General features: G+C 60.0%; 20 protein-coding genes. 13 read left to right on the top strand and 7 right to left on the bottom strand.

Features of this window, described 5'->3' with window-relative positions; genetic code table 11:
- Positions 1-12: 12 nt before the first annotated feature.
- The 4 genes from OP10G_RS01790 to OP10G_RS01780 all read right to left on the bottom strand — a co-directional run bounded on the left by OP10G_RS01790 (position 13) and on the right by OP10G_RS01780 (position 3,503).
- Entirely contained in the window at positions 13-1,146 is a 1,134-nt protein-coding gene (locus tag OP10G_RS01790) for a DUF4185 domain-containing protein (RefSeq protein ID WP_025227600.1), read from the bottom strand.
- A 178-nt stretch (positions 1,147-1,324) separates the two neighbouring features.
- Entirely contained in the window at positions 1,325-1,465 is a 141-nt protein-coding gene (locus OP10G_RS26640; protein ID WP_158409111.1) for a hypothetical protein, read from the bottom strand.
- Between the two features lie 63 nt (positions 1,466-1,528).
- Positions 1,529-2,365 carry a prepilin-type N-terminal cleavage/methylation domain-containing protein gene (locus OP10G_RS23775; RefSeq protein ID WP_025227601.1) on the bottom strand — a complete coding sequence of 279 codons (837 nt, stop codon included), beginning with the start codon at positions 2,363-2,365 and terminating at the stop codon, positions 1,529-1,531.
- Positions 2,366-2,393: 28 nt separating this feature from the next.
- Entirely contained in the window at positions 2,394-3,503 is a 1,110-nt protein-coding gene (locus tag OP10G_RS01780; protein WP_025227602.1) for a LacI family DNA-binding transcriptional regulator, read from the bottom strand.
- Between the two features lie 147 nt (positions 3,504-3,650).
- Here OP10G_RS01780 and OP10G_RS01775 point away from each other — a divergent pair, with 147 nt between their 5' ends.
- Genes OP10G_RS01775 through OP10G_RS01765 form a run of 3 tightly spaced genes read left to right on the top strand, consistent with a single transcriptional unit; the run spans position 3,651 to position 6,717 of the window.
- A complete protein-coding gene (locus OP10G_RS01775) occupies positions 3,651-5,039 on the top strand; it encodes an ABC transporter substrate-binding protein (RefSeq protein ID WP_025227603.1) in 1,389 nt (462 codons plus the stop codon).
- The gene (locus OP10G_RS01770) at positions 5,036-5,905 is read left to right on the top strand and encodes a carbohydrate ABC transporter permease (RefSeq protein ID WP_025227604.1); all 870 of its coding nucleotides are present in this window, start codon (positions 5,036-5,038) and stop codon (positions 5,903-5,905) included. The genes OP10G_RS01775 and OP10G_RS01770 overlap by 4 nt, the downstream gene beginning before the upstream one ends.
- Positions 5,896-6,717: a carbohydrate ABC transporter permease gene (locus OP10G_RS01765; protein ID WP_038473821.1), complete on the top strand. Its 822-nt coding sequence runs from the start codon at positions 5,896-5,898 to the stop codon at positions 6,715-6,717. The genes OP10G_RS01770 and OP10G_RS01765 overlap by 10 nt, the downstream gene beginning before the upstream one ends.
- Positions 6,718-6,856: 139 nt before the next feature.
- On the opposite strand, the gene OP10G_RS01760 is transcribed toward OP10G_RS01765, so the two are convergent.
- Complete coding sequence (locus tag OP10G_RS01760; RefSeq protein WP_144240945.1) at positions 6,857-7,390, bottom strand: DUF6933 domain-containing protein; 534 nt, start codon at positions 7,388-7,390, stop codon at positions 6,857-6,859.
- Between the two features lie 66 nt (positions 7,391-7,456).
- Between OP10G_RS01760 and OP10G_RS01755 the strand changes: the two genes are divergently transcribed.
- Positions 7,457-8,056 (top strand): DUF899 family protein, encoded by a 600-nt coding sequence (locus tag OP10G_RS01755; RefSeq protein ID WP_025227607.1) that lies wholly within the window; start codon positions 7,457-7,459, stop codon positions 8,054-8,056.
- Between the two features lie 42 nt (positions 8,057-8,098).
- Here the strand turns inward: OP10G_RS01755 and OP10G_RS01750 are convergent, their stop codons facing one another.
- Positions 8,099-8,968 carry a DUF6159 family protein gene (locus tag OP10G_RS01750; protein WP_025227608.1) on the bottom strand — a complete coding sequence of 290 codons (870 nt, stop codon included), beginning with the start codon at positions 8,966-8,968 and terminating at the stop codon, positions 8,099-8,101.
- 429 nt (positions 8,969-9,397) lie between these two features.
- Between OP10G_RS01750 and OP10G_RS01745 the strand changes: the two genes are divergently transcribed.
- The 8 genes from OP10G_RS01745 (at position 9,398) to OP10G_RS01710 (ending at position 19,845) form a co-directional block, all read left to right on the top strand.
- The gene (locus tag OP10G_RS01745; RefSeq protein ID WP_025227609.1) at positions 9,398-12,190 is read left to right on the top strand and encodes a DUF6531 domain-containing protein; all 2,793 of its coding nucleotides are present in this window, start codon (positions 9,398-9,400) and stop codon (positions 12,188-12,190) included.
- Between the two features lie 466 nt (positions 12,191-12,656).
- A complete protein-coding gene (locus tag OP10G_RS26085) occupies positions 12,657-12,893 on the top strand; it encodes a hypothetical protein (RefSeq protein ID WP_144240944.1) in 237 nt (78 codons plus the stop codon).
- Positions 12,894-12,902: 9 nt separating this feature from the next.
- Complete coding sequence (locus OP10G_RS01735; RefSeq protein ID WP_025227611.1) at positions 12,903-14,126, top strand: hypothetical protein; 1,224 nt, start codon at positions 12,903-12,905, stop codon at positions 14,124-14,126.
- A 20-nt stretch (positions 14,127-14,146) separates the two neighbouring features.
- Positions 14,147-16,579 (top strand): lanthionine synthetase LanC family protein, encoded by a 2,433-nt coding sequence (locus OP10G_RS01730; RefSeq protein ID WP_025227612.1) that lies wholly within the window; start codon positions 14,147-14,149, stop codon positions 16,577-16,579.
- A 135-nt stretch (positions 16,580-16,714) separates the two neighbouring features.
- Positions 16,715-18,415, top strand: a complete 1,701-nt coding sequence (locus OP10G_RS01725) for a serine hydrolase domain-containing protein (RefSeq protein ID WP_025227613.1) — start codon at positions 16,715-16,717, stop codon at positions 18,413-18,415.
- 3 nt (positions 18,416-18,418) lie between these two features.
- Positions 18,419-18,898 (top strand): SRPBCC family protein, encoded by a 480-nt coding sequence (locus OP10G_RS01720; RefSeq protein WP_025227614.1) that lies wholly within the window; start codon positions 18,419-18,421, stop codon positions 18,896-18,898.
- 100 nt (positions 18,899-18,998) lie between these two features.
- Complete coding sequence (locus tag OP10G_RS01715; RefSeq protein ID WP_025227615.1) at positions 18,999-19,451, top strand: carboxymuconolactone decarboxylase family protein; 453 nt, start codon at positions 18,999-19,001, stop codon at positions 19,449-19,451.
- A 4-nt stretch (positions 19,452-19,455) separates the two neighbouring features.
- Positions 19,456-19,845, top strand: coding sequence for a hypothetical protein (locus OP10G_RS01710; RefSeq protein WP_025227616.1), 390 nt, complete (start codon positions 19,456-19,458; stop codon positions 19,843-19,845).
- 75 nt (positions 19,846-19,920) lie between these two features.
- On the opposite strand, the gene OP10G_RS01705 is transcribed toward OP10G_RS01710, so the two are convergent.
- Positions 19,921-20,781: a sigma-70 family RNA polymerase sigma factor gene (locus tag OP10G_RS01705; protein WP_025227617.1), complete on the bottom strand. Its 861-nt coding sequence runs from the start codon at positions 20,779-20,781 to the stop codon at positions 19,921-19,923.
- Between the two features lie 99 nt (positions 20,782-20,880).
- On the opposite strand from OP10G_RS01705, the gene OP10G_RS01700 reads away from it, so the two are divergent.
- Entirely contained in the window at positions 20,881-21,477 is a 597-nt protein-coding gene (locus OP10G_RS01700; RefSeq protein ID WP_025227618.1) for a hypothetical protein, read from the top strand.
- The last annotated feature ends 26 nt before the right edge of the window (positions 21,478-21,503 follow it).

Below are 21,503 nucleotides of genomic sequence, written 5' to 3'. Positions count from 1 at the left end.
AGACCAGGCAGGCTACACTACGAGGTCCGCTCGCATTAGGACGACGGCGTAGGGGTTCCAGGTGGACAGGAGGAAGTAGATCCGCGCGCCGTCTTTCGTCTTGCGGAAGAAGCGCGGGATCATGTAGGGGGCGTATTCGCCTCCGTATTCGTTCTCCCGGCCGGGATCGTGGACGGAATCCGCATGTCGGTCCCGCCAAGAGATGTGCATGAATTTTCCGTATCCGTCCTTCGGATCGAAAAGCGTTATGGGTTCGCCCCACGGCCCCGTCGCCTGAAGCGCGGTCCGCATCTGAATCCCGCGCGGATGGCCGCTGTTGTACAGCATCAGCCACCTCTTAAGCGGCGCGCACCAGGCTACCGAGAGCTCGCCGACCTCGGGATGGTTGACGACCGGAGTGGCGTCGGATTCGCTCGCGCTCCATTTTCCCGGCCCCGCCCAGTAGCGGATTGCGGAGTGATCCTCGACCCGGTCGAGCGGCACGAAGGCGAGATAGGGACTGCTGCGCCGGTACTCGCGGCTGCCGGCCCACATGAGCAACGCCTTGCCGCGCGAGATCGGAAGCCCGGGCGTCGTCGACGCGTCAACTATAACCGGCGAAACGTTGATGAATTTATCGGTGGAAAGGGAATAGACCAGCGACCAAGTCCGGCCATCGTCGCTACGACCCAGAACCGAGCGCCCCATGATCTCGCCGGCCGGGACATGAGTGTGATCGGTCGTGTAGATCCCGTACATGTGCCCACCCGCACTGAAGCCGCCGTTCGGGACTTCGAATCCTTTTAGCGAGACTCCGGGAATGTCGACCGCCTTGTACTTTCCATCGGCGGCGGTGACGAAATCGAGGGTGAGACCGTCGTCCGGGTTCCGATCGTCGCTAAAGGCGATCGCGTCGCCATCGACCGGCCGGTCTGGCGTGTTGGGCCCGACCGGCCAGGTATCGCCGAAGAGAAAGACAAGCCTCCCCTTGTGCTCGAACGAAGCCCCAAGGTCGGTACCGCGAAGTCCGAACCGGCTCTCGGTTCGATTATCCGCCGGCACGTTGCGCTGCCGATCGGTCTCGCCGATCACCTGCGAAACCTTCTGAACGTCGCGAACGACGATCTCGGCAGGACGGGTTACAAAGTAGGTAAGGAGTAGTATCAATTTAGTGAAATAGCGGTTGATCCCTCCAGACGCGCCGTCTGGCAGGGTCCGACCATTGGTCGGACATCTCCCCGGAGCGGCCCCGCTCCTGCGGGACCCTCCAGACGGCGCGTCTGGAGGGATCGGTGCGGGTAACGACGCCTAACGCCGCAGACCGAAGCCACCACGCCGTCAGGAATCACCGCTTCGGCGGAGTCTCCGGGGCGCCTTTGTGGGCGCCCATGAAGGCCTTTCGAACTTCGGGCGGCATCGATTCGACCCCTTCCACCTGGGGACCGCTCTTCACGCCCCGAAGCATGACGAGCGCTAAGATCGCCACGACGGCAACGAGAACCGCGGCAATGACGGCCGGATGGATTGGATTCTTGATCTTGTTTCTCCTTTACTGTCGGCAGGCCGGAACCGGGTCCACCGCCTTGTCGTCCTGAGCCGTCCACTCGTTGGGACAAGAGGTGTACATTTTCTTCGACTTGGCGTGCGTATCTGCGAAAGAGATGTTGTTCAGGCCGTTAAATGCGCCCGCCTTCTGCCCGTCGGTGATGTTCCAGCCGTAGTAGCCGATCGACATGTAGCCGCACGGCAATTGGCCGTTTGAGAGCAGGTCCCGGTCGCCGATGTTCCACAGGTCGGGGAACTTCGCGTTGATGTAGAGGAACGTTTGCGCCGGTTGATCCACCGCCGTCGCGGAGACGTTTTGCCCGTCGGGCCGGATCAAGCCGAAGTGACCGACGCCGTTGGAGCCGTCCCCCCAGTTTTGGAACGCGCCCCCGCAGTTGCCCCAGGCATATTGCTCGGTGTTGTTTGCGCCGTAGGAGACCTCCATTGAGGCGACTCCCCCCGCATCCCGCTTGGCCAGCCCATTGGCGATGAGCTGATTCCAATCCCACGTGCTGGTGAAGTCGTTCGACGTCCACCGGAAGCCGTAGACCGGCGAGTGGAACATCTGCGCGTTCTTTGCGTAAGGCATCAGCATGCTGTAGAACAGCACGTCCCCCGTCGGGGTGCCGTAGTGAGCCGGCGAGTGATAGATGTCGTCGTTGTCACCGAGGTACAGCGCTTCGGCGGTTCCTATCTGCTTGAGGTTCGAAAGGTCGCTCGTCTTTTTGGCGGCTAGCTTGGCTTGGGCGAAGACAGGAAAGAGAATGGCGGCAAGGATCGCGATGATGGCGATGACGACGAGAAGTTCGATAAGAGTAAATGCTTTATGTACAGAGTGCATCGTTGCTGCTCCGGATAGCCCGAACGAACTATCGGGTTATGGCTCCCATAGGGGAGTTAAGTGACGAAGCGAGGATCTCCGCAGAGTCCTCGGCGGGGTGAAATTTAGCGGGGACGCGGACCGGTCCCTTGGTAAGCGACTCTCCGCGCATAAGGGCTCGCAGGCGCTCGACCGCGGTAACGCTGACGGCTTCCATTTGCTGGACGATCCGGTCGAGCCGCCAACTCTGGCGGAAGAACATCGGGCCAAAGTCGTTGAACGTCGCGATTCCGAAATCGACGCCGACCTCGAGACCGTGCTGGGCGCACGCTTCGAGGAGTCCGACGGTCAGCCAATCCTGAACGCAGAACGCCGCCGTCGGCGGTTCGGGGAGCGCTCTTAGGGCGATGAGGGCGTCCGAGATCGATTGGTACATCATCTCGGAGTTCTCATCCAAGTGGAGCGGGATCCAGCGCTCGTATGGCCGGGTGGGGTAGCCGAGCGGCTCCACCGCGGCCCGATATCCGATAAACCGTTCGCGGATGCTCAGCGCGTAATCGTTGTTGCTGCCGAAGAACGCGATGCGTTGGTGGCCGCGGGAGATCAGGTCGGCAACCGCTTCCTGAGAAGCCGACACGTTGTCGGTAAGAACAACCAGATCTTCGCACCCGCGGGGAGCCCGGTCGACCAGCACGATCGGGTAGCCGCTGTCGGCGAGGTTGCGGAACGCCTGGGCGTTCGCGTCTCCATCGGAAGGGTAACAGATGATTCCGTCGACCTCGCCCTGAAGCTTCATCAGGTGCTCGGCCTCCCGCTCTAAATCGTTTCGGGACGTGGCAACCATTAAGCGGGTGCCATCTTCGAGCGCATGCTCGATGTGGGTCATGATGTCGGCTTGGAACCGGTTGGCGGCGAAGTCGACGAGGTAGGCGATCCGCTTTTTCTCATCCAACTTGGGCGCGGCGACGACGGTCCCCCATCGGCGTTGCCGAACGACCAACCCCTGCCGCTGCAGCTCGTGCATGGCGCGGTGCGCGGTATGTCGGGAGACGCCGAGGCGTGCCGCCATCTCTTCTTCGGATTCCACCCGGGTGCCCGGAGTCAACTCTCCGCTCTCGATCCGCCCCGTGAGCTCATCGGCGATCTTTCGCCAAGTCATTTTTTGCACTACAGCGGGATTATACGACGGGTTTGATTACTCGGGGCGCATTTTCCCTATGCAAAACAAATATGCTTCTCTATAATTGAATCAAGCGAGTTAACGAGAGCTTATGTTCAATGTCGAACCCCTTTCCCGAGACCCTCATTGGACACCGCTTCCGGTTTGGCGGTTCAATACGGCTGGGAAGTTGAGATGACGATCCGCTTGCTGACGCTGGCCGCGCTGCTGTTGCTCATCGGCAGAATTGCGTTCGTCGCATCGCCCACGTCGCCAAAGAGCGCGGGCGTCGTGACCGTCGAAATGAGCGTCTGGGGGATGCCGTTCGAGAACGCGCTGTACACCGACGTCTATATTCCCGAGTTCGAGCGGCAGAATCCGGGCATCAAGGTGCGGTTCCACCACTTCGAGGATTATCCGAACCGGGTTCTGTTAAGCCATGCCGGAGGGATTGCGCCGGACGTGATGAGAGAAGGGTACGAAACCAGCCAAGCGTGGACGCGCCGGGGACTGAACCTACCGCTCAACCGGTTCATCGACGGTCCGGACGGGATCGATCGCAAAGATTTCATACCGATGCTTTGGGATGGGCTTGCCTACAAACGCGAAACCTACGGGGTCCCCCAGGACATCAACATCCTCGGCCTGTTCTACAACAAAGATCTCTTCGACAAGGCCGGTCTTACGTATCCAGACTCGACGTGGACCTGGAAGGAGCTCAAGTCCGCCATCGACCGGCTCACCATCGACCGCAATGGGGACGGCCATCCCGAGCAAAAGGGGCTCGATATGGGCTGGGGTGGGGCAACCTTCCGCCCGTTTCTTTACGAGGCAGGCGGGCGGGTATGGAACGGTGGCCGGGCGGTTTTCGACTCCCCCTCGGGAATCGAGGCGCTCAAGTTCTACCGGAGCCTGATGAAGAGCTACAGCCTCACCCGGTCGACTGAAGACCGAGGCGGGCTCGGACCGGACAAGTTCTTTCAGAACGGGAACGTGGCGATGTATATCGACGGAAGCTGGATGACGCCGTCGATCTCGAAGGGAGCCCCGAACTTACGTTTCGGGGTGGCGCCGCTTCCCAAAGGTTTGAAGGCGATGTCGATCAGCGGCTCGTGCATTTGGGGAATCGATCGCGACACCAAGCATCCGGCCGAGGCGTGGAAGCTGGTGAAGTTCCTCAGCAGCGAGTGGGCGCTCAAGAAATACTGGCAGACCCTTTGGGTGGCGCCTCCCTCCCGGTGGTCGGCGTTGCGCTCGGCGGAATTCCACGACGTGAAAGGGATACCCGGTCAGATCCCCGGGGTGCCGACGCCGGAAATGTTCAAGGACAAGTGCGCCTGGATCCCCGAAGTCCTCGAACACCGCTGGACCACGCTGGAATACGCAAGCCCCTACACCGATCGGATGATGACGCGGCTGAACAAGGCTGTGGACGAAGTGCTGCTGCAAAACCGCGACCCCGCGGTAGCGCTCCACCAGGCGGCGAAAGATACCAACGCCGATATCGCGGAATCGAAGCGGGGCGACGCCCGGTGAAGCGGGCAAGCTACGGATGGGAGTTCATAGCTCCCGCCGCGCTGCTTATCGTAACGTTCGTCGTCCTCCCGTGCGTGTGGGGGATCGGTATGAGCTTCACGCACTACGACGCCATCGCGCCCGCCCGATTCGCTGGGGTCGATAATTTTCGCCGCCTCGCCGGCGACCCGATGGTGCCGTTAACCCTGAAGCGGACGGCTCTCTACGTTATTTACAGTTTGCCCACCGGACTCGCGCTCGGGTTGGCGATTGCGTTAGCTCTCAACGCCAGGTGGTTTAAAGGCAGGAATTTCGTTCGAGGCTTGTACTTTTTGCCCAACGTGACGAGCCTGGCCGCGGTCGCCTTCGTTTGGCAGTGGCTGATGAACCCGGAGTTTGGCCTCCTGAACGCGGGTCTTCGGCGGGTGGGGATGTCGACTCTTGGCTGGCTCAGCGACCCCAACCTCGCCATGCCGTCCGTGGCACTGGTCGGCGTTTGGCAGGGGCTCGGCTTCACGATTCTCATCTATCTCTCAGGTCTGCGAGGGATCCCCGAAGAGGTGCACGAGGCGGCGAAGATCGATGGCGCCGGGCCTTGGCCGACGTTCCGAAGCGTGACCTGGCCGCTGTTGATGCCGACCACCATGTTCCTCACGATCATGGGGGTGATCGCCGGATTTCAGGTCTTCCAGAGCGTGTACATCATGACCGGCGGCGGCCCTCTCGACGCGACCCGCGTGTACCTCTTCTACATCTTCCAGTCTGCCTTTCAGAACCTAGAGTTCGGCTATGCCTCCGCAATGGCGGTACTGTTGTTCGCCATCGTTATGGTTCTCACCGGGTTGCAATGGGCCTTCTACGGCCGGAGGCTGCGGACGTGGCAGTGAAACTGGCCCGCGGTCTGGTGTGGGCGCTCGTCCTCGCCGGCGCGCTTGGAATGCTGGTCCCGTTCTTGTGGATGGTGCTGACGTCGTTGCGGACCGACCAAGAGGCGTTCGCCGTTCCGCCCAAACTGCTCACGACTCCCCAGTGGCACAACTGGAGCGATGCTTGGGGAATCGCGCCGTTTGGACGATTTTTCTTCAACAGCTTCTTCGTGAGCATCTGCGTGACGTGTGGAAGCCTGGTGATGAACTCCCTGGCGGCGTACGGCTTTGCGAAGTATGAGTTTCGTGGAAGAAACTTTCTCTTTTTATGCCTACTGGGGACGCTCATGATCCCGTTTCAGGTCACGATGATCCCGAGTTTTCTGCTCCTGAAGCAGCTCGCCTGGCTGGACAGTTATCCCGGTCTCATCGTCCCCGGCCTCGCCAGCGCTTTCGGGATCTTCTTCCTTCGACAGACGATGCTCACGATCCCGAACGACTACCTCGACGCGGCGCGGCTGGACGGGGCGTCGGAGTACGCGATCTACCGCCGGGTGGTGTTGCCGCTCGTCAAACCCGCGATGGCGACCCTCGCCGTCTTCACCTTCCTCGGTGCTTGGAACGACTTCCTCGGCCCGCTCATCGTGGTCAAAAGCGACGAGATGCGAACCCTCCCCCTCGCGATCTCCGCCCTTTCCGCCGGCCACTACGTGATGAGCTGGCCGTTGCTGATGGCCGGCGCTTCGTTCGTCGTCATCCCGGTGCTCATCGTCTACTTCTTCGCTCAACGCTACTTCGTCGAGGGGATCGCGCTCGGCGGTTTGAAGGGGTGAAGGAAATGGGCGAAAGTCCGATTGCCCGCTTGGATTACTTTCAGTTGAACCATGCCGGCACAGATCCCTCCAGACGCGCCGTCTGGAGGGTCCCGCATCAGCGGGGCGTTCTCCTTGGAAGTGCCCGAACCGGGTGACCTTATTGCTTCCGAGACACGGGCTTCCCGACCAGAACGTTTGCAAGCGACTTCGCCGGATTCCATCCCGGGCCGAAGGGGCCGTGGTTAATCGAGGCGGAAATCAATCGGGCGTTGACTTCGCCTCTCGCCATCTGCTGCTCGATCTTAAACTTGGAATGTCGAATGTAATCCCGGAGGTAAGCGAGCGGACTTCGGTCGACCGTGCGGCAGTAAACCGCATCGATCAGAGAATCGGTAACCCGCGCGACGGCGTCCGCTTCAAAGCCGTGGTCCAACATCAAGGTTCCTATCTCACTGCTCAGCCGATTGGAAAGCTGCCGGATATCGTTGCGCTTCACTACAGCGAAAAGCACCGAGTAGCCGCTTGCCGGATTCATCACCACGACGTTTTTTCGGCCCGCGACATAGAACAGATCTCCATACCAAATCGACAAGGGATCTGAATTCGCACTAGGCACGGACACGCCGGCCGGAGTCAACCCCAGCTCGGTAAGTAGCTTCTTCGTACAACAGATCCGACCCGCCATAGCCATGCCGAGCAAGAGTTTAGCTGGGAATCAGCCGTATCATGAGAGCACACGAACAATTCTGGAGAACTCATGACCGAGACGATAACCGACGTCGATAAACAAATCGATGAGCTGCAAAACGAGATAGAGGCCGCGAAACGGCGCCTCGTGGAGGTTCGAAAGAGGAGGCCGAAGGAGCCTATTCAGGATTACGTGCTTCAAGACTCGGACGGTAACGAGGTCCGTCTCTCGGAGCTGTTCGGGGACAAGGACGACCTGATCGTCATCCACAACATGGGAACCAGCTGTTCGCATTGCACCTTGTGGGCCGATGGCTTCACCGGTCTCGTCCCGCACCTTACCAATCGCGCCGCCCTTGTGCTTTGCTCGCCCGACAAGCCGGAAGTCCAGAAGCGGTTCGCCGCCAAGCGGGACTGGAACTTCAAGATGGTCTCCTCCCACGACTCCAGCTTCTACAAAGATATGGGATTCTGGGCTACCGACGGCCCGTACCCCGGTCCATGGCCCGGTGTCTCCACGTTCCGACGCGAACCGGACGGTTCCATCAATCGCATCGCCAAGGCCACCTTTGGGCCCGGCGACGATTTCTGCGCGGTCTGGCCCCTCCTCGACATGCTCGAGAACGGCGCCAACGGATGGGAGCCGCAGTATTCGTACGGGGACAAATAGAAAGGGGAGCCGCTAGCGGCTCCTCTTCTTTAGGTCGCGAGATTAGAACCGGTTCCGAAGTTTGCCGATCGTTCCTTCTTTGGTGGCGAATGCTCCCTGGATCATCGCGGGGTCGAATCCGCTCGGAACGTTCCCCGTCTCCGCATACAGATAGAGCGCGGTCTGGAAGATCCCTTGCAGCGCGGCGGCGACGGTTGCGACCACCAGCAAGTACAGAATCCCAAACCCTCCTACGGCGATCGCCAAGGGAAGCGATTCGGTTACGGAGCCGATCACCAAGGCGCCGATAACGATGGCAAACCCCACGAAGAAGAGCAGCATCATCGCGAGGTTCATGCCGGCCGAAGCCACCAACCTCTCACCCCAGGTTCGCTTAAGCAAACTCGACGACTTCTTGACCGCGGCAACCGGCGAACCTTGGTCGATGACGATAACCGGCACCACGAAGTAGGTGGCCACGTTCCACGCAAAGCCGACGATCCCGACCACGATGGTGCCGATGATTCCGCTTCGCTCCGAGATGGTCTTAAGGATGACTCCGACGGTCGCGGCGATCGCCGTCCAACCAAGGATCGCGCCGATCCGGCGACCGGCGACCGAAAGCCCGTAGGAAAGGGAGGTCTCCCGCCCCTGGAAACTCTCGTACGCGCACGCGGCCATGGCAGAGTTGAAGAAGATCACCACGAAGTAAGTGAGAAAGTAGAACAGGAATGTTAGCGGGTATCCGATCTCGGGGCGTATTTTCTCCAGGCTCTTCCCGCCGGTCACGACAAAAACGGGCACGAAGAAGCTGATCGAGACAACGATCGTGGCGATCGCCGAAAGAATCGGGAACAACGCCAACGACGGCGTCCGGCGAAGCACCGAATAGCTGTCCTTGGCGAGCGCCCAGCTTTGCGAAAAGGTTCCCATAGCCCCAATTATCCATCGAATTTGCTCTTGTGGCGCCCCGGTAAAAACGACCCTTATCGACCACTTCATGAAAAGACATAATTGTTCTTTAACAAATTTTCCCAAAGAATAAAAAACCCTTGGGGTTGTAAATACTTCGTGATAGAATCCGCTATCGACTTGAACAGTAGTCTCTTTATAGCTGTAGTGGTTACAAAGCCCGCGTTTATACGATGCGTGTAACCCACGATCCGTCTTTTTTCGCCTAGCCCTACCCCCAATTTTTGCTAAACCGCGCTTCAATCCGATGCCTTGTCGGGTTGTGAGTGACACCCCAGTACACCTGGATGAACCGTTCGAAACCAGAAGCCGATTTTTCAGTACCTCTGCCGAACCGGCTTCCCGACCAAGACTCGCGCAACTGACCGAACACGACAGGAGACTTTTCCCGTGAGCAACCGAAAGAGCAACTACGATGAGGCGCTTGAACAATCGCGCCGGCAATTCCTGAAGAACTCCATTTCCGTAGCCGTTGGCCTGGGCGCCGTATCGATTCTCGGCCTGCCAGAACTCGCCCACGCCACCGGCAAAACGGTAGCGATCGACCCCAAGGGCGAGCCTCGCCCATGGCAAGGTGGGGTGACTCAAGACTACGGGTCCTATAACCTGCTTACCGGCAACTACCTCTTCACCTATCCGGTTGCCTGCGCCGATTCGCTCGACTTTATCCTGTACCACAACAGCACGAGCACCGCTACCGGCGGTCCGCTCGGCGCGAAGTGGCGACACTCTTTCTCCGGCCAAATCACTACCTCGCTTGGCAAGGCGACCTATATCGCCGCGGATGGTTCCACTTACGATTTTGCGGTGAGCGGGTCGACATACACCGCCCCGGTCGGTTGCTGGAAATCTCTCGTCCACAACCTCGACGGCACTTGGACCTTGTCCGACCTTCAGGGCACGCTGAACATTCACTTCCTCTCGAACGGAGCCCTCGATGCGGTGCGGAACTCGCTCTCCGGGGCGGTGCTTATCCAATGCACCTACAACGGCTCAGGCCAGTTGACCTCCGTTCAGAAAGGCGGCGACACGCTCTCGTTCGGCTATACCAGCGGCCTTCTAACGTCGGTCACCGACCTAACGGGGGCCGTCCACACCTTGACCTACACGAGCGGAGTGCTTACCGGTCACAGTCTGCCGTCACTGGGGGGCACGGTTTACACCACCCAATTTGCCTACAACGCGCAAGGGGTCGTCAACCAAATTACCGACCACGCCGGCAACTCCTCCAGCTATACGTTCAGTTCGACCGGCCTGCTTACCGGGACCACGGACGCTGCCGGTAATTCCGCCACGTATGTTTGCGGTAACTCAAATCCCGTCTCCGGTGGTGGATGGCCGCTCAACGTGGTCGCCGCCGGCGTGGTCACCCTTCCGGCCGGCGCGGACCAGTACGGCTTTGACGGCAACGGCCGGCTAGTGGCTTACGCCGGGGTCTCCAGCGACCGATCGGTGTATGCGTATGACGCGAACAATAATCTGACCTCCCAAACCCTCGCCGGCGGCGGCGGTTGGAGTTGGACGCACGACTCCGTCGGCCGCCCGCTAACCGCTACGGATCCCAGCGGAGTCGTTACGACCTACACGCTCGATTCGGCCGGCCGAACGACCGCCCAGTCGACGGGGGGAATCTCCACTCCGACAAGGGCGTTCGACTCAAACTCCCAAATCACCTCGATCTCGGGCGGCGGCGGCGATTCCTTTACGATCGCCTACGACAGCAACCTAAACCCGACCTCGTTCACCGATACGACGACCGGCGCCCAAGCCCTCACGACTTTCGATTCGAGCGGCAAGATGACCGCGATGACGAACGTCATGGGATACAGCGAGAGCTTCTCCTATACGAACAACCTGCTCTCGTCCCAAACCGACGCGAGGGGGCGAATCACCAACTATACGAGGGATGCTTGGGGGCGCGTCACCGCCGTCGCATTCCCAACGACGGGGCATACGAGCGAGTCTTGGGGTTACAACGTGCAGAGCAACCTCACCTCAGGCTCCAACGCGGCCGGCTCGTACAGCTACGTTCTCAACAACTTAGGTAAGCGAACGTCGAAAACCGGACCCGAAGGAACCGTATCCGCTACCTTCGATTCTAGTAACCGGCCGTCGACCGTCACCGACACCGCGGGTCGAAGCCACACCTTCAACTGGGGCTCGAACAACGCGATCAGTTCTATCGCTCTCAGCGACGGAACGGGTCCGGTTCAATACACCTATAACTCCAATAATCAGGTTCTGAGTTGTACGCCCGGTAACGGGATGGTGATCCAGTACGGCTATGACACCACGTCGCGGCTGGTCAGCGTCTCGAACAAGGTTGCGAGCACGAGCGCGCTCATCGTCTCCTACACGGCGGCGTACAACTCGACCACCGGACTGATCTCGCAAATCACCGAACAGCCAAGCGGCGCGGTTACCTCCTTCAGCTACGACAGCTATGGGAGGCTGACCCAGGAGACGCGAACCGGTACCTCGATCTACCAGGGATCGTACACCTACAATTCGCATGGCCAGATCCAGACCGCGGTCCGTTCGGAAAACGGTGTGACCTCCCATAACGGAGCCTATACGTACTCGGCGGCCGGATATCTCACGCAGGTTGTGGATAGCGCCACGTCGACCACGGAGAATTACACCTGGTACCACGATGCCACCTTGGCTTCGTTCCCCGGGCCGGGGTACACGCGGGAGCTGGACTACTATGAGGACGGAAAGCTCCTCAGCATCTCCCGTAACTACGGAAGCGGGGGCGTGTTGGCTTACGAGTTTGCCTACGACCCGGACGGTTGCCTTGCTTGGTACAAGGACTACGTCCTGGGAACGATAACTCGGTTTGCCTGTGGCACCGGCTTGCTCGCAGGACGGGTTCTGATCGCCAGCCAAAAACCGATCTCCTCGGGAACTTGGGCGGAAATCGCGAGATACATCCAGGGACCGAACCGGATCGTGGCCGTCAGTGGCTCCTACTTCGCCGACGCGGTGATCGGCGGACCGTTCCTATCGACGAACAGCTCCGTCGCCACCATCGGAACGTGCCTGTTCGACTCGTTCGGAGTGGTTCGATACTCGACGGGCGTGCTGACCAGTCTTCCCGGAAACATCGTCCTCGACGGGATAACGATCAGTATCCCCTCCGGCTCGGCCTCGATTCCCGAGAGGTATCTGCAGATCTGCTAGCGATCTCAAATTCGATCATGAGTCAAGACAACTTTAAATCTGTGAGAAAACCGTGAAAGACACTACTTCCAATTCTAGAGATGAAATAAAGCTCAGCTTCGAGTTTAAGAATCTAGCGATCAAGGCTTATCCGGAGGTTGACGGCGACCCGTCTGGGCCTATCGTAGAGGCTCTCGGTGCGTGCACTATCTGGTGCACGAACATCGGGACTTATCAAGTTCCATGTATCCTCGCGTGTCCGACCCTCGTTAGTGCGACGAGGCCCCCCCACGGAGGCAAATGCCCGGTAGCTTCGCCAACTAAAGAGCACTGCGACGAAGATACGGTGTGCAACGGCCACCATACCAAGTGCGACGAGACCCAGATCTGCGGCGTGTGTACCCGCCAGACGACCGAATGCCACTGTTCGAACGTCAAGACCGGCGCGGACTGTAAGGGTGAGAAGCCCTCATGTCTAATCAACACGGTGAACTGTAACACCGACAACACGTGCGCCAAAGATAGTCCCAACACGGCCGGATGTGGCTGCACGGAGTGGGAAAATACCCACCCGTGCAAGAAGGAGCCGACGAAGCCGTGTACCCAAAAAGCCTCGTGGCCGGTACCGACGCCGGAAGACCCGAAGAAGGCTCTTCAAACCCAGCTTCTCGATGCGATGCGCGGGAAGATGCGGGCTCGCCTCGAAGAAAAAATCATCTCGTAGCCAAGACAAATGCTGGATCTCTCTCTGGATGACAAAATCTTCCGGGTAAATCCGAACTACACGCTCGTGGCAGCCGACCGGCTGCCCGAGCGGTTCACGTTTGGATCCGCCTCGGCGGGACATTTCGGGCTCTTTGTGCCGAAACGTGGAGCGGACCGGTGGACGCAGACGGTGCGCGCCTCCGCCGAAGCGGCCCTCCTCTATTTTTCGGTCCGGAAACCGGCCAGGCTGCCGTTCCACCTGCGAAGCCAGTTGACCGTCCCGATGAGCGACCGGGTCGGTAATCTCCTCTTGGCGGGCATTCTCGACGTCGAGTGCAACGGTGAGTTCGTCACTGGCCTCCGCGCCATTCGATTGCTCGAGGCGGGTATTCAGGGCAAGTCCAGGCCGGAAAGCCGCACCGCGGCGATCTCCGACGCCGCGCTCGATTACGGATACCGCTTCCTGCAGGCGGCTTCTCATGCGCCTAGCCGCGCGGGCCTTACCCGAAGCGTGATTCAGCGGCTTTATCAATACAACGCCGTTCCGCCATCCCGGACATCGAGAGCGCTCCTCTCGACCGAGGAATCGGTATTGAGCTTCCTGAATATCGATAAGAACGAGCCGGTCATCTCGTCCCCTTCGTCCCGCTCTTGGACCTTCCACCCCGCCGAACGTGGCGGTTGGTGGCACCACTGGCAACCTGGCCGAACCGAAAACGCTCGAAACGCCATCGACACTTTGCGAGATCGAACTTGGGAAGGTGACGCAAAGCTTTACATCAGTCCCGTCGTTGCGGATCTGCCAAGGGTGCTGTCGGCTTCACTCCCGATCGTCATGGGATCCGACGCTGTCGGCATGAAAATCGGAGCGAGCATGCCCGGCCTGTTGCGACCCGACAAAATGGTGGTCTACTTCGCTAACGCGGCCGACCTCTTGGACACGGCTGCTGTCCTCGCGAAGGGGTTGGGAACGGCCGAAGCCCAGGGAGTCCCCTTCACGGCCGACCTCACTGGAGACGGACTCCTCTCCTGGGGCTCCGATACTCCGGCCGACGAATCGGCCGGGCGGCGCACGTCGTCGAGTTGGAGAGTCTGGGTCTCCGAAGTGCTGGGAAACGCTCTCGTTACCGCATCGAAGCGCGACCTTTCGCTTGCCGAAGCTCGTGATTTCGCCAAGGCGAAGGCAGAGTTCGCCGGTATCGACGCCTCGCTCTGGCGCCCCAAGGAGCACCTTCTTCAAACGCTTTCCTGATCACCCCGTTTTCAACCGCCATGCTAACCATCGAAGAAGCCAAAGACGCCCTGTTCGTCCTTCCGGAAGACGTCGTCCTGTCCCCGGTGCTTGCCCTTCCCAAGGCGATCCGGTCGTTCATGGAGTACAAGGAATCGGACTATGCCCTCACCCGGCGATACGCTCGTGGGGGCACTAAAATTCTTTCGAAAGACGCCGGTCTTCTCTTAGAGCAGTTTAGAACTCCTCGAACGCTCGTCGACGGGATTATCGCGTTCAGCGACTCGCTCGATGCCGACCCGATACCGGTCTTGGATTCCGCAAGCTCCATGCTCTTTGCCCTCGTGGAGGACGATTGCTTAACCCGCGAAGGGTCGGATCAGGCCCTGCTGACTAAACCCAGTCTCCAAATAGGAGAGAAGTTCAAAGACTTCGAGGTGGTCCGCTGCTGCCAACTGCTGGAAGACACCGAGGTCTACTTGGTGCGCGAGGGTGAGGCGGACTTCTACGCGCTTAAGATCGTACGGGCTGGCAGTGCGAACGCCTACATGAACGAGCTGTTCGAGCGGGAAGGGCGCATCTTGACCCGCCTGGAGGGAGATCCGACGCCGAAGCTCCGCGAGGTGGGCCGGTTCGAGGAGCGCGCCTACCTGGTGATGGAATGGCTGGAAGGGATGTCGTTAAGCGAGGTTAGCCAGATCTATCAAAAGAAGAGCGGCAACCTCACCCGCCAAGCGGACCTAATCCAGTTGAAGACGCTTCGCGCGGCGCTGGCCGAAAGGGTCATCGACGCTTACGCCCGCCTCCATGACCGCGGGTGCGTCCACGGCGACGTTCACCCTCGCAACATCCTCGTGATGGAGGACAATACCGTTCGACTCATCGACTTCGGCTTCGGCCGTTTCGTGGAAGACCTGGACGATATTCCGGCGCGCGCCGGAGTCTCGCGATACTTCGAGCCCGAGTTCGCTGCCGCGCGCCACGAAAACGTCATCCCTCCCCCGGCCAGCATGTTGGGCGAGCAGTACACGGTGGCGGTAATGGCCTACGAAGTTCTAAGCGACGAGAACATCGCCAACGGCCAGTACCTCCCGTTTTCAATGGAATTGCCGGAGCAGATGCGCCAAATCGTGGAGGAGCCGCCATTACCCCTCACTTCGTATTTCGACCGCATCAATCCGAGACTCGAGTCGGCGATCTTAAAAGGGCTCGCGAAAGACCCGGCGGACCGGCACCCATCCATGCGGGCGTTTCACGGCACCTTCGTGCAATCGATGGGGCCGGAGCCGGAGGCGCCGGATTACGGCGACCGGGTTTCATTCCGCCTCGGTAGTCAGGCGAATCGCCCGGGTGGTCGTTATATCCGAGAGTTCGTGGATTGGTGCGGGCCCGAGCAAGATTGGTTCGACATCGTTTTCCGCCGCCATCCCTCTTGCAGCATCAAATACGGCGGTGCCGGAATCGCTTATGCGCTCTATCGACTCGGAGCTCGGTACGAGAGCGCCGATTTGCTCTCCCTCGCCGATCTCTGGATCTCGAAGTCTGTGGCTCACATCCACGACGCAAGGGCGTTTCACGGGCTCGAGGTTCAGATCACCCACGAAACGGTGGGCGACATCTGCCCGCTGCACTCACCCTCGGGCGTTTACATGGTGCAGGCGCTCATAAGCGAGGCGATGGGCGATTTCGAAGTGTGCAACCGCGCCCTTGGTAAGTTTGTCGAGGCCGCCACGGCCGCGCCATGCGACAACCCGGACCTCACCATCGGCCGGACCGGCGTCCTCCTCTCGTGCGCCATCGCGCTGGAGCACTTTCGCAAATCCAGCCACATCGATCTCCGTCCCATTTGGGCTCTGGGGGATCAGATGTTCAAGGGGATCTGGGCGCAGCTTGGTGAAATGGGCGCGGTGGGCGAAGACAGAAAAATCGACCTGCTCGGAATCGCGCATGGCTGGTCGGGGCTTTGCTACGGCGCTTTGCGGTGGCACAACGCGACCGGAACCCCGCCGATCGATGCCGTTCAGACCCGCCTCGAGCAACTGGTCGAGCTTGCCCAAGTTTATCAAAAAGGTCTCCGCTGGCCCTACTCCATCGCCCACGAACACTCGTCGACGGGTTGGTGCAACGGCCATGCCGGCTGGGTGCACCTCTGGATCGAAGCCGCGCAAACGTACGGTGACGACCGCTACATGGCCCTTGCCGAAGGGGCCGCGTCCAGCACTTGGCAGGACCGGGAAGGGATCGCGTCGCTCTGCTGCGGATCCGCAGGCAAAGCGTACGCCCTGATGGATATGTACAATGTGTCCAAGGATCCAAGATGGCTGAAGCGGGCGGAGCAGGTGGGAATGGATGCGATCGGCAGCGGCCAAACCGGTTACTCGCTTTACAAGAGCATGGGCGGCATCGTGGTGATGGCATCTGATTTAACGCTCCCCGAATACGCGTGCCTCCCCATGTTCGGACGCGAGTCGTAGAGCGCTCGAATGAATAGGAGCAGTCTAGGTAGGTGGCGCGTCGCGGCCGTTGGGGTGGTCCTTTTCGCAACTTTCGTTTGCGTAACGAGTGGAGCTCCAAGCTTGCGTCAACAAAGATTAGCCTCCTCAGCCAGCTTGAAAGCCGATCCGTTTCAGGCGTTGCAAGATGGATTCATAAAATTCGCCTACGGTAGCGACTGGGCCGGTGCGGAGCGATTCGTTCGCTCCGCATTGCGGTCTCGGCGCCCCGGAAAACCCACCCGGCGGTTCCGTACCCTCGGCAATCTTCTGCTGTACGAGGCTTGCCTGGCCCAAGGCAAGCGAATCGATGCCGCTCGCGCCAAGAGGGAAATCGAAAGGACCGAGAGTGGAGATTCGCTTGCGGAGCCGCGTCGTCAGATGCAAACCTTGGATCTCGTATACAGCCTGAAGCGCCGATTCGGCCCGAATGCGCGAGACGGATTCGAGAAGTTCGTTTCGAAAGACCGGGAGTTGTCGAACTTCATGGAGCTCCTCAGCCCCAACGCTGCCGTGGTAAGAAAGCGGGCTTGGACGATGCTGAATACTCCGATCGGCCTTTCGGGCCCCGGGTCGGTGACGTACCTCATGGCGCTAACCGCCCTTGTTCGCGTCGAAGGGCTTGCGGGGCGCTTGAGCGCCGCGTCGAGCCTGGCTTCGGCCGTTCGAAAGCTTGCCGCGGCTCCCATCTCCGACTCGGAGACCCGCTATCGCCGTGAGTGCCTTCTGGAGGACATGGATCATTGGCTGCGCCGGTTCGGCCTCTCGCACGCCCCGCCCGGGCGGAGTTTCCGACCGGCTGAAGACTCTATGTTTCCTGCGGCGGATACGCGGGCGAAACGCGAGGAGATTGGACTGAGCTCGAACGCGGATGGGGCTCTAGGAACCTATTTAAGCCTCTGCCAACGCACCGGAGCCGACGCATGCCTGATCCTGCTACGTGGCCACCTTGTCACCGAGTGGTACTCGGACCGGTATTCCGGCCAGCCGATCAACATCTATTCGTCGACGAAATCGATTACCGGATTAGTCGCCGCCATCGCGGAGGGAGACGGCAAGCTGAACTCCGACGAGAAAGTGGCCAAGTACCTAAAGGACTGGAGGGGAGGGATGCGGGATGAGGTGACCGTTCAAGACCTGCTCGACATGACCGCCGGCCTTCCGGACGACAGCGAGTTGTACAGTCGCGGTATTCCGCTGACCGCCGATCTCGACCGAAATGCCCTTGGTCTGAAGCCGATCCACGACCGCGGCGACTGGGCTTACTGTAGCTACGGCGTCCAGTTATTGGATCCGATCCTGGAGCAGGTGCTCGGCAAACCCGTCCACGAATTCGCCCGAAAACGGCTTTTCGGTCCCTTGGGAATCGGTCGCGATAGCGGCTTCGATACCGACCCGTTCGGAAATACCGATCTCTTTACGGGCGCTAAGTTTCGAGCCCGGGAGCTCGCTCGAATCGGGGCCGTCGTTTTAGCGAAAGGGAAGTGGCAAGGGACGCAGGTGATCCCCGAAGACTGGATTCAAACGGTCGCCTACGATTCAAGTGGAGCGTATTCGGATCTCTTCTATCTCGACGACTACTCCAGAAAGCTGCCCAAAAAATACCGGACTCATTGGATCGGGATGCGGGGCGCTTACTCGAACAACTGTACGATCTTCCCCGATCTGGAAATGGTGATCGTGAGGCTTCAAAAGAACTTTTGGAGCTGGACTGAGCAAGACTACGACCTGAAGGAACCTGCCGCCATCGCCGCCTTGGCGCGAGCGATCGAAGCAGAGAAGCCATCGGCTTTGCCTCAGGGCCATGGCTTAAAATAAGCCATGGTCGAATTTCAGCTTACACAGATCCCGATCATGAAGACCGGCATGCTCATCCGCAAGCCGGTCGGCGAAGTGTTCGAGGCGTTCGTCAACCCGGAAATCATCACGAAGTTTTGGTTCACCAAGGGGAGCGGGAGATTGGTGGCTGGCGCCCAGGTTCAGTGGGATTGGGAGATGTTCGGCATTTCCGTTCCCATTGCCGTGAAGGAGGTCGAGCCAGACCATCGCATCCTGATCGAGTTCCCCGGCGCAGGCGGCCCCACATCCGTCGAGTGGCGGTTCACCTCTCGGGATGACGGCACGTTCGTCGACATCACCCACTCCGGCTTCACCGGCTCCGGCGACGACCTAGTGAGGCAGGTGGCCGACTCCACCCAAGGATTTACCCTCGTTCTCGCGGGCGCCAAGGCGTTTCTAGAACACGGCCTCCAGCTCAACCTCGTGGCCGACCGATATCCCAAGGGACTCGCCGAGCATTGAGCTTCAAAGGCCGGGGCTCAGGGTCTTGTCACATTCCGCAAGCGAGTTTCGTCATGGCGGTGAAGGGCTCCGCCGAGAGCCCGCCAGGAGAAAACTGACCATGCAATCACGAATGAGCAATCCCGCCACCCTCCTCCCCGATGCTATGCCCGCAATCATGTCGCTCGTTTCGACCGTTCATAAGAGCGCGGCGCCTGCGCCGATTCTCGCTCTTGTGCACCTCCGGGCGAGTCAGATCAACGGGTGCAGCGCATGCGTCGATGGTGGGGCGCGAAACGCGAAGAAGGCGGGCGAAACCGACGAGCGGCTTTTCGCCGTGGCGGCTTGGCGCGACACGCCTTATTTTTCGGACGCGGAGCGAGCGGCGCTCGCGCTAAGCGAGGCGATGACTCGGCTCAGCGATCGATCCGACCCCGTTCCGGATGAAATTTGGAACGAAGCCGCCAAGCACTTCGAGGAGCCGGCGCTCGCCGCCATCGTTCTTTGGATCGCCACGACCAACCTGTTCAACCGAGTCAACGCCGCCACTCGCCAGGCGCCCGGGGGGTGGTAACTCCATGCTTTGCGTCAACAAATACGAGAAAGAGTACGTCGCCCAATGCCGCTCTCTCATGGAATCGCAACTGGCCGCCTACCGCCAGTTGCCATCTGAGGGCACGTTTGAAACGCTATTCTTGAACAACCTTGTTCTAGCCCTCGATCGGATGTTCGTCCACCGGACCCGTTCCTTGGAAGGGAAGGACGGCAATCCATTGAACGAGGTTCGGATGATGTGTAACTCGATCCTGGAAAGCCAAGGCGTCATGACGGCCGATAAGACCATCAAGTACAACCCTGCGAAGTCCGTCTTAGGTATCGAATTAGGGAAAGCGATCAAGCTGACCGAACCGGAATTCGAACGGCTATCCCAAGCATTCTTCGCAGAGATAGGGGCGAAATTTACATAGATCGACGTGTCGCGGTCGGCTCGTCCCGAGTGAAAAGTCCATCGTCAAACCCTCAAAAGTGATTTGGCGTCAGCGTCACTCGACAACGAGGTCCATTGCTTGATGGACCTCGTTATCGGCGAGGAGGTCGATCGTGGCGATTCGGCCATTGACGAACGTGAGCTCGAAGACGACCCGTGGCCGTCCATCCACGACCCAGGCGAGGCCGGCGACTCCGTCCACCAGCGCCGGCCGCGCGGCCTGAGCGCGACCCAAGAAGGTGCCGGCAACCTCGGCCGCCCCGCGAACCTCCGGGGCGGCCCCGAACGAAACGGCCAGCCGGTCGGCGCGGACCACCACGTCGGGATCGAGTACCGCGAGAAGACCTTCGAAATCGCCTGCTCGGGAGGCGGCCATAAAGGCGGCCACGATATTCCGCTGTAGCGTAAGGTCGGCTTCCGGAGGTTCCTCGGCCCCTTTTACCCTTCGTCGGGCGCGGCTGGCGAGCTGCCTGGCCGCCATCGGTGACCGCCCGATGACCATTCCGATCTCCTCAAACGGCACGTCGAACATGTCGTGCAGGACGAACGCGACCCGTTCGGCGGGGGCGAGTGTTTCAAGCACCACAAGCAGAGCCGTACCAACGGAGTCGGCAAGCAGCGCCTCCTCCTCCGGATCTGCGCCGCCTGCCTTAACCTCGGAGGTCCGGCTATCCAGTGAATCTTCGCGCCGTGATTTCCGCGCGCGGAGCATGTCCAGGCAGACTCTGGCGACGACCGTTTTCAGCCACCCGCCAAGGTTCTCCACTTCCGTGCGGTCGGAGCGATTTAGCCTCAGCCAGCTCTCCTGCACGGCGTCGTCCGCCTCGCTCAGAGAGCCCAGCATCCGAAACGCCACCGCCCGCAGTTGCGCCCGATTCTCCTCGAACCGCTCCACTAAAACGCTGCTTTGATCCACTGCCGTAACAATGATGAACGAAAGCCCGGCGGGAATCCGACAACCCAATGGGACTTTGCAATTGATAGACTGGCATGCGGGTCTAGAGGGGTTTAAGCGGTGGAAACGTATACGCTGGTCGGAACGGAGGCTTCGTGGATTTTCGCCCTCTTGCCGACTCCGTTCTTCCTCCTAAGGTGCTGGCAAAAGCTGAGGCCGGGGTACACACCGGTTTTCGTCGCCCGGCCGGCCGCGGCCGCCGCCTACTTTTTAATTTTGTCGGCAATCGGGATCCCATTCCAATGGGTGATCGGCGGTGCATGCCTCTTCGCTAGCTTCCTACCTTTCATCCTAAGGGATCCGGAGAGCATTTTCGGGCGAATCGCTCTCGCCCTCTTTTTCTTTGCGGTGGGCGCCTTATTCGTGGCATTGCCCGCAGGCCGCAATCGGATTGTTCTCGGCGAAAGCCAAGTTAATTTCACGTACCTTGGACGAACCGAGACGGCGCCGCGACAGGGGCTAATCGTTCACAAGACGCCACCGCATAAATGGATCGACGTTCGCCCATGGAGCAGTTGGACTTCGTTCTCGGGAGGGAATCCCGGGCCGTCGTTGGCTGGTTACGACGTCTTCTGGGGACCGCACGGCCTCATCCGTGGTGACGATCTCGGTGAGCACTTGGCCAGATGGGCAGGTACCGAGCCCGTTTCCCGCTAGCCCCATTGCTCTCACAACTGAGTCGG

Source organism: Fimbriimonas ginsengisoli Gsoil 348, from assembly GCF_000724625.1.
GTDB lineage: Bacteria > Armatimonadota > Fimbriimonadia > Fimbriimonadales > Fimbriimonadaceae > Fimbriimonas > Fimbriimonas ginsengisoli.
This window is presented reverse-complemented; position numbering and strand designations above follow the sequence as displayed.

Excerpts from the sequence above, each read along its gene's own strand:
- OP10G_RS01715 (WP_025227615.1), top strand. The coding sequence starts at position 18,999 with ATGCAATCACGAATGAGCAATCCCGCCACCCTCCTCCCCGATGCTATG.
- OP10G_RS23775 (WP_025227601.1), bottom strand. The coding sequence starts at position 2,365 with ATGCACTCTGTACATAAAGCATTTACTCTTATCGAACTTCTCGTCGTC.
- OP10G_RS01760 (WP_144240945.1), bottom strand. The coding sequence starts at position 7,390 with ATGGCTATGGCGGGTCGGATCTGTTGTACGAAGAAGCTACTTACCGAG.
- OP10G_RS01710 (WP_025227616.1), top strand. The coding sequence starts at position 19,456 with ATGCTTTGCGTCAACAAATACGAGAAAGAGTACGTCGCCCAATGCCGC.
- OP10G_RS01720 (WP_025227614.1), top strand. The coding sequence starts at position 18,419 with ATGGTCGAATTTCAGCTTACACAGATCCCGATCATGAAGACCGGCATG.
- OP10G_RS01755 (WP_025227607.1), top strand. The coding sequence starts at position 7,457 with ATGACCGAGACGATAACCGACGTCGATAAACAAATCGATGAGCTGCAA.
- OP10G_RS01780 (WP_025227602.1), bottom strand. The coding sequence starts at position 3,503 with ATGACTTGGCGAAAGATCGCCGATGAGCTCACGGGGCGGATCGAGAGC.
- OP10G_RS01730 (WP_025227612.1), top strand. The coding sequence starts at position 14,147 with ATGCTAACCATCGAAGAAGCCAAAGACGCCCTGTTCGTCCTTCCGGAA.
- OP10G_RS01750 (WP_025227608.1), bottom strand. The coding sequence starts at position 8,968 with ATGGGAACCTTTTCGCAAAGCTGGGCGCTCGCCAAGGACAGCTATTCG.
- OP10G_RS01735 (WP_025227611.1), top strand. The coding sequence starts at position 12,903 with ATGCTGGATCTCTCTCTGGATGACAAAATCTTCCGGGTAAATCCGAAC.